Genomic DNA, 6,007 nt, shown 5'->3' with positions numbered 1-6,007 from the left:
GCGCAGCTGAAGGACTCGGGACGAACGGGATTTTCATCGCCTAACGGCTCTTTATTAAGCCGAGCCATCCGAATTCAACTCACCCGAGCAGGATACGCACCGCGCGCACGGTAAGAAAAGGTGCGCGATCGGGCTTGCCGCGTATATCATCCGACACTCGATGATATATCGCCTCCGGCCGGTGGGTACCATGCACACAATCCTCAAAATTGCCATCACTCTATTATTGCTGTCCCTGATTGACGGAAGCGCCGCCGAATCGGGGCCGCCGGCCGGTATCGCGGCTTACGCCTGCCAGGATGGGCAACTTCTGCATTTGCTGGCTTTCGACGGCGCGCCGGGGCGGCAGGGTTGGGCGCATTTCGGCGGCAGCTGGGAAGGCGGCGAGTCGCCAATCGAGACGGCTACTCGAGAATTCTTCGAGGAGTCTAACTGCGTGTATCGATTGGCCGATCTTACCGATGCGAATGTCCGCGGGCCGTCCCGGTCGCCGGACTCGCCGTTTCTGACCTTCGTCGCGCAGGTCCCGTTCGTGCCGGCCAGCGTGCTGGCCATGCGGCGGGAATGCTTGCACGTCGAGCGCAAGCAATGGGTCTGGATAAGCCAGCACGAATTCGGCAAGGCCTTGGACTCGAGCGGGGATGACGCGCGGGTGGCGGTCTACGACGGTCCGGTCGGCGCAATTTATTTTTGGCCGAACTCGCTCAAGGCTTTGCGCCAAACCCAAAAAGACGGGCTATTGCCATCGGCGGCGGAGTGCTTGAATAAGCGTTGATCCGCCTGGCTTCCGGCCGAATCGGTAGCGGTCGCTCAACGAACCCCGGCGGGCCTTAGCCACGAAAACTCCAGGTTGGAAGCTGCCCGGCTGTATCGGCCGAAACGCTCCGAATCGTCACTAAAGCCCCGCCCGGATGTTTTTCATTTTTATTAATGTCATTGACGTGGCTATTTTTTCATTTCCACGCACACCCCGGTAAAGACGTAGCTGTGGCTCCCGCCATTCTGGTTGTCCAGCACCTTCCAGTCCGAGGTCAGACTCCAACAAGGCTTGGCTTCATTGGGATTGTAGTAATAATCCTTGCCGCCTTCGCGAGCCACCAAGATATTGTGCATACCGGTGAATGTGCCGGCGGCGGCGGCGGCGCCTGCAAACATCAGGTAGCTGGCGTTATAAAAACTGCCCTCGTTCAGCGAAATGTTGGTACTGGTTCCTCCGCCTTTGATCAAATTAAACAGCGCGCCAAGGCCTTGTTTAGTCGTGAGATCGGTTATGTAGACCAGTGCGCTGGTCTTTTGGCTATCGTCGCAAATCAATTCGGCCTTTACCGCCTGGTTCGAGATTTTGTCGGTTTCGGTGACGATTTTGCGCGGATCGCTATTTTTGGCGATGGCGAGCAGGTCGATTGCGGGCGCTAAACCGCCCGTCGATACGAATTGAATGGCCGGCCAAACGGTTTTTTCGGCAAATGTCTGGTCCAAACACACCTGATTGTTGGAAAGTTCGGCGATTGCAATGACGGTACAGTGCGCCGCGCAAGAATTGCCGTTTTGTTGAGGAAGAGTTTTCGATGGCATGATGCCTCCTAGGCGATGGGTTCGGTTGGATTTTGCGGCCGAATAGGAAATGCGGAGCGTTATGCGTTGCAAGGCGCGCGGTCGATTCGGGTCGCGCCTTCCGAATTTGCCTGCTAGAAAATAGTTGATTACCGCCTAAATACCAGTGCTGGCGACGATTCGTCGCCTAGTCTTTTTCGTGGTCCGCCGCAGGCCCGAATAAAATCCGGCACCAAAACCCGGCCTCGAAAATGCCGCCGACCGCGAACGCTATCGTACCGGCGCCGGTATAACCGGCCCAATAGCAGGCGAGCGCGGTCAGCAGCAGCGCGGCGCTAAGCAGATGGCGTTTCATCGTCGGGACTCGGGTCCGCCGCCGAATGCTCGGAAGGCCGAGCCTCGGCCAGCAAATCCAAATAAGCGCTGGCCAGCAATTGTTCCGGTCGTATCTCCAATGCGGCGATCAAGCCGTCGGCAACGGCGCGACCGGCGGCTTCGCTTTCGTCGTCATTCAGCACCACTTCCAATTCCAGAAAGTCGCCCAGACCTTCGACTTGATCTAAATGAATGCGGGTACGACCGACCAAGAACAAGGTACGTTGCTTGCGGACCCGGCCGATGGCGCCATAAGCCAGCGTCAGCGCGTCGCGCAGGCTGGCCGGAGCGTCGGAGGGCGAAATTCGATAGAACGAGGTTTTCGGTCCGGTTTGATTCGGACGCTGATAGAAAACCAATTCGCCGCTGTTTTCGGAGAACGCCCGCAATTTCAGGCGGCCGTTCGGACACTGAAAAAAAGTGTCGTCCTGCATCAACGTAAACGGCCCCTGATCGGCGATACGGGCGACCAGGGGCAGCAGTGCGGCAACGCTGGCAATTCGGGCTTTGATTTCGACGTTTCTAGCCATATTTGGGTCCGCCGTTTAAGTTTGTGGGGCGTTTCGGGCGGCGGATAGGGACCGTTCCTCGACCAAGTCGGCCATGTCGCCGTTCCCGGTGTCCCGCAAACCGGCGATTACGCTGCTCCGGTTTGCCGCCGGTTGATTTTGGCTGACTTTCCATTTGCCCAGCAAGCGGGTTATCCGGATTTCGATACCGACGATTTGCGCCAACAGGCGTTCGGTAAAGTCCGCCGGCGCGTCGGCGACGGCCCACGGCTCGGGAAACGCCGATTCTTGCGCCGTCGTCATCGCCACGATTTGTTCGCGTATCCAGACCGGATCGTCCACGGCCCGCAACCGGCCGTAGGCGTGGACGGCGGCGTAATTCCATGTCGGCACCACCCGGCCGGTTTCACGCTTGCTGGCGTACCAGCTGGGTGAGATATAGGCGTTCGGTGCTTGGAAAATCGCCAGTAATTCTTCAGACGCTTCGCCGGCGTGCCACAGCGGGTTGGCTCTGGCGACGTGGCCGCGCAGGCAGCCGTATGCCGAACCGTCGTCGCTGCAGAGATGCAGCGGAATGTGGTTGGCGTTCAAACCGTCGCCGGACAGCGTGACCAGCGTCGCCAACGGGTATTGGCGAATCAGGTCTTGCATGACGGCGGTGCGGGGTTCGGCGAACTGTTCTGGACTGTACATGGGATTCGGCGGCGATTGGTGGGGAGAATGCTATCGGAAGCCGGGCTAGCTCATTCGGTCGGCGCCGTTCCGTCGGTCGTCGAACGGGACCCACGCCGGACCAAGATCGCCGGGTTCGAAATCGGGCAAGTGGCGGCTAACCTGCTCAATGCTGGCGTGCGCGGTCAAGGCCCGGATCACCGCCGGCAACGGTTCCGCCCAAATACCGGCAATGTCGGCTTCGCCCGGCGCGCGCGGTGCGAAGGCCAAGCGTTCAGTCGGCGGGCAAAACTCGGCGGCGACGCCGGCTTTGTTGCCGCGCGGGTCCAGCCGGTACCAGCCGTGCTGGACCAAGTACACCGCATTCAGGCCATGCAGACAATACGGCGGGCCGGCACCATCGATGGACAAGCGCTGGTAGCACAAGCCGGCCGGCATTTGGTTGGCGCGCAGCAACGCGGCCAGCAAATGGCTCTTGGCGTAACAATAGCCGGTGGCGTGGCGCAACGCCTCGGAGGCGCGGCAGGTCACCGGGTTTTTACGGAAATCCCAACTGTGTTGAATGCGATCGCGGACGAATTCAAAGCAGCGTTTAGCGATGTCTTCGTCGCCGACCGCGCCGGCCGCCAGCACGGCGGCTTGCGCCAAAACGGCCGGATCCCGCCAGTCGATGAATTCGCTGGCAGCCAGGAAGGCCGCGGGTTTGGCTGGAGTGGTCATCGCCGACTTTGAACTCTTTGCAAAAGGTGGGAGCGATTATCGCATTCGCCCTCGGTCCATGCGATGCTTTAGGCAGACGACCTACCGTTTTTGCATTTGTCGGCCGGGCACTGCCGGCAATGCCAATCCACGCGGTGTTTTATGCTGCAATTGGTACACTGGCGATATTCCTTTCGATTTTCGGGCAGCAGTCATGGCAATCAGCGTTTTCGACATTTTTAAAATCGGCATAGGTCCCTCCAGTTCGCATACGGTCGGGCCGATGCGGGCGGCGATGACCTTTGCCGCCAACATGGAGCAACGCGGTCTCGCGCCGGCCATACGCCGGATCAAAATCGAATTGTTCGGCTCGCTGGGCGCCACCGGCAAGGGCCACGGCAGCGACAAGGCGGTGATGCTGGGTCTGGAAGGCGAGGCGCCGGATTTGATCGATCCGGCGATTATCCCGACGCGCTTGGCGGCGATCCGCGACACCGGCCTGTTGAATTTGCTGCAGCGTTATCCGCTGCCGTTTAACGAAAAAGCCGACTTGTTGTTTCACCGCAAGGCGCTGCCCTATCACGCCAACGGCATGCGCTTCAGCGTGTTCGACGCCGCTGGCGCCGAATTGGCCCAAGCGGATTTTTATTCGGTCGGCGGCGGCTTCGTCGTCACCGACGCGGCGGCGGCGCTGGACCAACTGACCCACGACGATACCCGCTTGCCCTACCCGTTTCGCACCGGCGCCATGCTGCTCAAGCTGTGCCACACCCATCGCAAGCCGATCAGCGAGTTGATGCTGAGTAACGAAAAAGCCTGGCAAAGCGAGGAACAAATCCGCGCCAAATTGCTGAATATTTGGCAGGTGATGCAGGCTTGCGTCGAACGCGGCTTGCACGAGGAAGGTATTTTGCCGGGCGGGATGAAGGTCAAGCGCCGCGCCGCCAATCTGCACCGGCAATTGACCGGCGAAATTCCCAGCCAGACGCCGAACTTGCCGGTCGGCACGATGGAATGGGTCAATCTGTTTGCGCTGGCGGTCAGCGAGGAAAACGCCGCCGGCGGCCGGGTCGTTACCGCGCCGACCAACGGCGCGGCCGGCATCATCCCGGCCGTGCTGCATTATTACTGGCGGTTTTGCCCGGATGCCAGCGAAGACGGCGTGGTCCGCTTTTTACTGACGGCGGCGGCCATCGCGATTTTATACAAGGAAAACGCCTCGCTATCCGGCGCCGAAGTCGGTTGCCAGGGCGAAATCGGCGTGGCCTGCTCGATGGCGGCCGGCGCCCTGGCCGAGGTGCTGGGCGGCACGCCGGAGCAAGTCGAAAACGCCGCCGAAATCGGCATGGAACACAATCTGGGCCTGACCTGCGATCCGGTCGGCGGCCTGGTGCAAGTGCCGTGCATCGAACGCAACGCGATGGGCTCGGTCAAGGCCATCAACGCCGCGCGGATCGCGCTGCGCGGCGACGGCAAGCACTTCGTGTCGCTGGACAAGGTCATCAAAACCATGCGCGAAACCGGCGCCGACATGAAAACCAAATACAAGGAAACCTCGCGCGGCGGCTTGGCGGTGAATTTGATCGAATGCTGATGCGGAATAGCGAGGCGTTGGGGGAAGCCTTGCGGGATAGTTGGCGGCGGGGCTTGCAAACGATCCTCAAGAGACAACCGACAGGGATTCTCCAATGACCAGGGGTGAGCCAATTGCCGACAGTAGGATGGGTAGAGCGAAGCGAAACCCATCAAACGAAACGCCGATAAATGAGATATGACAGAATATCGCCGACATCTTGGACTTTACCGGAAGATGACGATGATTTTAGTTATCGCAGGCGGCTGATTAAGACCCAGTTTACTAATCAGATCGAAAAAGGCGAACGAATTTCCAAAAGCCGTGAACGTAAACACGAACGCGGTATTTACCCAACTGGCACAAGTGGCAAAGACGGTTTTGGGAGCATCGAATTAGAAACCAGGACGACTTTGTCAAACATGTCGGCTATATTCATTACAATCCAGTAAAACATGGTTATGTTCGTTGTGTTGCTGATTGGCTATATTCTTCATTTCATGATTTCGTCAAACGCGACATTCTCCCGGAAAATTGGGCGGGCGGCATATATCCTGAATTGGATTTGGCGTAATTGATGGTATTTTTGATGGGTTTCGGCTAGCGCCTCTACCCATCCTACGGG

At 59.0% G+C, this 6,007-nt stretch carries 7 protein-coding genes; 2 read left to right on the top strand and 5 right to left on the bottom strand.

Going from position 1 to position 6,007, the window contains the following annotated elements; genetic code table 11:
- Positions 1 to 190: 190 nt before the first annotated feature.
- Positions 191 to 775 carry an NUDIX domain-containing protein gene (locus AC3B8H_RS17455; protein ID WP_488442820.1) on the top strand — a complete coding sequence of 195 codons (585 nt, stop codon included), beginning with the start codon at positions 191 to 193 and terminating at the stop codon, positions 773 to 775.
- A 170-nt stretch (positions 776 to 945) separates the two neighbouring features.
- Here AC3B8H_RS17455 and AC3B8H_RS17450 read toward each other — a convergent pair whose 3' ends face one another.
- From AC3B8H_RS17450 to AC3B8H_RS17430, 5 genes are all read right to left on the bottom strand, one after another.
- Complete coding sequence (locus AC3B8H_RS17450; protein WP_488442819.1) at positions 946 to 1,575, bottom strand: hypothetical protein; 630 nt, start codon at positions 1,573 to 1,575, stop codon at positions 946 to 948.
- 166 nt (positions 1,576 to 1,741) lie between these two features.
- Positions 1,742 to 1,909, bottom strand: coding sequence for a hypothetical protein (locus AC3B8H_RS17445; RefSeq protein ID WP_488442818.1), 168 nt, complete (start codon positions 1,907 to 1,909; stop codon positions 1,742 to 1,744).
- Positions 1,890 to 2,459 (bottom strand): class IV adenylate cyclase, encoded by a 570-nt coding sequence (locus tag AC3B8H_RS17440; RefSeq protein ID WP_488442817.1) that lies wholly within the window; start codon positions 2,457 to 2,459, stop codon positions 1,890 to 1,892. Before AC3B8H_RS17440 ends, AC3B8H_RS17445 begins: the two co-directional genes overlap by 20 nt.
- Before the next feature lie 15 nt (positions 2,460 to 2,474).
- Entirely contained in the window at positions 2,475 to 3,131 is a 657-nt protein-coding gene (locus AC3B8H_RS17435; protein ID WP_488442816.1) for an FMN-binding negative transcriptional regulator, read from the bottom strand.
- Between the two features lie 45 nt (positions 3,132 to 3,176).
- Positions 3,177 to 3,830, bottom strand: a complete 654-nt coding sequence (locus AC3B8H_RS17430) for a transglutaminase-like domain-containing protein (RefSeq protein ID WP_488442815.1) — start codon at positions 3,828 to 3,830, stop codon at positions 3,177 to 3,179.
- Between the two features lie 193 nt (positions 3,831 to 4,023).
- Here AC3B8H_RS17430 and AC3B8H_RS17425 point away from each other — a divergent pair, with 193 nt between their 5' ends.
- Positions 4,024 to 5,403 carry an L-serine ammonia-lyase gene (locus AC3B8H_RS17425; RefSeq protein ID WP_488442814.1) on the top strand — a complete coding sequence of 460 codons (1,380 nt, stop codon included), beginning with the start codon at positions 4,024 to 4,026 and terminating at the stop codon, positions 5,401 to 5,403.
- The last annotated feature ends 604 nt before the right edge of the window (positions 5,404 to 6,007 follow it).

It is taken from the genome of Methylomonas sp. BG-2 (assembly GCF_057766305.1).
Note: the sequence above shows the minus strand (reverse complement) of the source record. Positions and strands in the feature narration are given on the sequence as shown.

Bases quoted from the DNA above. Each gene is read 5' to 3' on its own strand.
- AC3B8H_RS17455 (WP_488442820.1), top strand. From the start codon at position 191: ATGCACACAATCCTCAAAATTGCCATCACTCTATTATTGCTGTCCCTG.
- AC3B8H_RS17450 (WP_488442819.1), bottom strand. From the start codon at position 1,575: ATGCCATCGAAAACTCTTCCTCAACAAAACGGCAATTCTTGCGCGGCG.
- AC3B8H_RS17445 (WP_488442818.1), bottom strand. From the start codon at position 1,909: ATGAAACGCCATCTGCTTAGCGCCGCGCTGCTGCTGACCGCGCTCGCC.
- AC3B8H_RS17440 (WP_488442817.1), bottom strand. From the start codon at position 2,459: ATGGCTAGAAACGTCGAAATCAAAGCCCGAATTGCCAGCGTTGCCGCA.
- AC3B8H_RS17435 (WP_488442816.1), bottom strand. From the start codon at position 3,131: ATGTACAGTCCAGAACAGTTCGCCGAACCCCGCACCGCCGTCATGCAA.
- AC3B8H_RS17430 (WP_488442815.1), bottom strand. From the start codon at position 3,830: ATGACCACTCCAGCCAAACCCGCGGCCTTCCTGGCTGCCAGCGAATTC.
- AC3B8H_RS17425 (WP_488442814.1), top strand. From the start codon at position 4,024: ATGGCAATCAGCGTTTTCGACATTTTTAAAATCGGCATAGGTCCCTCC.